The organism is Campylobacter sp. B0100352/1 (assembly GCF_020135855.1).
In the GTDB taxonomy this organism is placed as follows: Bacteria; Campylobacterota; Campylobacteria; order Campylobacterales; family Campylobacteraceae; genus Campylobacter_D; species Campylobacter_D taeniopygiae.
The window spans coordinates 1-2612 of sequence record NZ_JACHTP010000049.1 but is presented as its reverse complement, the minus strand read 5'-3'; the positions used below and the strand labels follow the sequence as shown (position 1 = coordinate 2612).

Here is a 2612-nt window from a genome sequence, read left to right as displayed (position 1 = left end):
AAGATGAAAACCTTTAAAATGTATATCAGTATAACCTTGATTCTCTAATTCTAAGACATCTAATATTGCCTTATTTTTTCTTTCAATAAACACACTAGACATTGCTTGTTTGCCTTTGTTTTAAAAAGTCTCTATAGTCCCCATAATCTTTTTGCCCTCCTATAATATTTTGAGCAAAATACTTTGGATACTCATCAAAAATATTCTTATCAATCTGTATTGCTAAAAGATAAGGATTTTTTTCAAAAAGTATAGGCTGCTCATACCATAAAGAAATATTATGACTAGGGATATTTTGATCATAGATAAATTTATCAAAAACAAACTGGCTTTGAGAATCAGCTTTAAGATATTGTTTGTTTTTTTTATCATATATAACTAAACTTACTTTTGTTTGGAAATTAGGTATATATTTTAATCTATCTTGAAAATAAGAAGCTATACAAAAATGAGTATTTAAACGCATAGCAATATCATCTTCTATTGCTTGTATTCTTGGATTTCTTGGAAAAGCTTTTAGTTGATTATTGCTAATATGATTTGTAAGACGATTGAGTTCAGTATCATTTAAAAGATTACTTTGTAAAAGAAATTCGCAATATTGACTATAAGATTTTAATCCTTGTTTACAATCCCAAGTTGGATCTATGTTACACAAAATAAAATAATTTTGATAAAAAAGCTGCACATCATAAAGCAAAAATAAAATCATATCACCTTTAGAAGATGGATTTTTATATTTTTTTTTTAAAATAGAAATATGATCAATAACTTCATAGGGTTCTAAGACGATTGTACTTGGCCCTATTAATTGAAGCTTATCCATCACAAAATCTACACAAGAATTGCCTACCACTTTATAATCTTTAAATATATTTCTTTTATCGCTAAAAATTTTTGAGTTTTGTCTTATATCATTACTTGATAAAAGGGTGTGAAAGAGAATTTTTTTAGCTATTTTCTTATATTCATTTTGATTTATTTCGATAACTTCGCTAAAATACTTCTGAAATGTTTTTAAAGGTCGCATTGTTGTAAGATAATGTTCTGGACTATACATAAAAAAGTCTTTATCATTTTGGTGTTGTGGGATTCTAGGTAAAGGTTGATTTTTGAGACCTTCTTTTAATTTATTATATTTTTCAGTTTGTTGTTGCTTATATTCATCATTCCAATGATTATTTTGAAAGATCTTGCCACCTGTGTTGTATTGATTTTTTTGATAATTATTAAATAAACTTGTTTTATAAGGTCCAAATCCAAAAAATCCCTCAATAAAATCTAAATTACTATATGAAGATTTTATAAACTCATTAAATAAATTTTCCAATTCATCAAAGCTCATTTCATTTTTCAGGTAATCATTGTCTATATTTTTGATATTTTTTATCCAAATAAAAAACGGCTCTGTAATATCTGCATAGCATTGTCTAAGAAAAGTAAAATCATTATTAAAAGTTTCTCTTAAAGTTTTATTAAAATCTTTGTTAATAGATTCTGCAGAATTTAATATTGTATCTCTCCAAGCTTTAAATTCATTACTCCTATCAAAATAATATTTATACTTGCTTAACTCTTGTTGCAAATCAAAAAGAGTATTTTCATCTAAAAAACATCTCATTTTATCTATCTTAATTTTACATTGATTAGCTTGTTCTAGCATATTATGTTTTAGATAGTATTGATACAAATCTTCTTGCATTTTTATTTGCATATCACTACAATACACTTTCTCTCTTTTTAATCCTAAGAACACATGAGGATTTCCCTCACTACCCATCATAAAACCCCAATCATTAACATAGATTCCAAGAGAGTATTTGTAATTAAAAGTCATCATAAGTCCTCAAAATAATCATAGTTTTCTTCGAAATGATTAAGATAGCTTGGTTTGTTTAATGAGCTTTCAATTACAATATCATAAATTTCATATGCACTCTTTTTATTATTTTTTAGATTGCCTATTATCTCTTTGTTTTGTATTATTTGTGAGTTATTTATTGTAACACTCTTAATTGAATTATAAATTCTCTGTGTTGTATTTGGAAGAATAAATAAATTAAATGTCCATTTATTCCAGCCACCATAATAACCCAATTCTTTTATATAGACATATACAGTTCTTCCTCCTCTTGGCATACCTCCTTTTAAATATACAAATTCTATACCTACAAACATATCTTTATTATCGATGCGATATTGCTTTTCTCTACGAAGAAAACTATCTTTATTAAGATTATTTTTTTCTATTTCTGTTAATGGTCTAGCATAAAGCACTCTGCCTAATTCTTGCTGTGAGAATTTTTCAAACTCTTTATATTCAGAATCTAAGCTTTTTGGTATAAAAGCACGATAGCTTGTAGGATAAAAACAACCTTTTACTGAAACAAATACAATTAAACCTACAATAAAAGTCAATATAATATATTTCATACCTTATTGCCTTTTACTATGATTTTTTGATTGGTTATCCCATCTGCATAAAGCCACAAAGGAGGAGTAAAAACACTATCAAAAAAGTCTTTCTCATCATTCTTATCAATTAAATGCAGCATTGCATAACTTGCATCGGCTATATCTGCATAGTCCTTGATTTCTGAGATAAGTTCCTT

Annotated in this window: 2 protein-coding genes and 1 pseudogene; all 3 read right to left on the bottom strand. The window is 26.4% G+C overall.

Features of this window, described 5'->3' with window-relative positions; translation table 11 throughout:
• Positions 1 to 94: 94 nt before the first annotated feature.
• Positions 95 to 1837, bottom strand: a complete 1743-nt coding sequence (locus H2279_RS08280) for a hypothetical protein (RefSeq protein WP_337196247.1) — start codon at positions 1835 to 1837, stop codon at positions 95 to 97.
• Complete coding sequence (locus tag H2279_RS08275; RefSeq protein WP_337196246.1) at positions 1837 to 2433, bottom strand: hypothetical protein; 597 nt, start codon at positions 2431 to 2433, stop codon at positions 1837 to 1839. The genes H2279_RS08280 and H2279_RS08275 overlap by 1 nt, the downstream gene beginning before the upstream one ends.
• A pseudogene (locus H2279_RS08270) lies at positions 2430 to 2612 on the bottom strand (methyltransferase); the annotation flags it as partial. The pseudogene H2279_RS08270 and the gene H2279_RS08275, both read right to left, overlap by 4 nt.

What these genes read in the sequence shown, in the direction of transcription:
- H2279_RS08275 (WP_337196246.1), bottom strand. Translation starts at nt 2,433, where the DNA reads ATGAAATATATTATATTGACTTTTATTGTAGGTTTAATTGTATTTGTT.
- H2279_RS08280 (WP_337196247.1), bottom strand. Translation starts at nt 1,837, where the DNA reads ATGACTTTTAATTACAAATACTCTCTTGGAATCTATGTTAATGATTGG.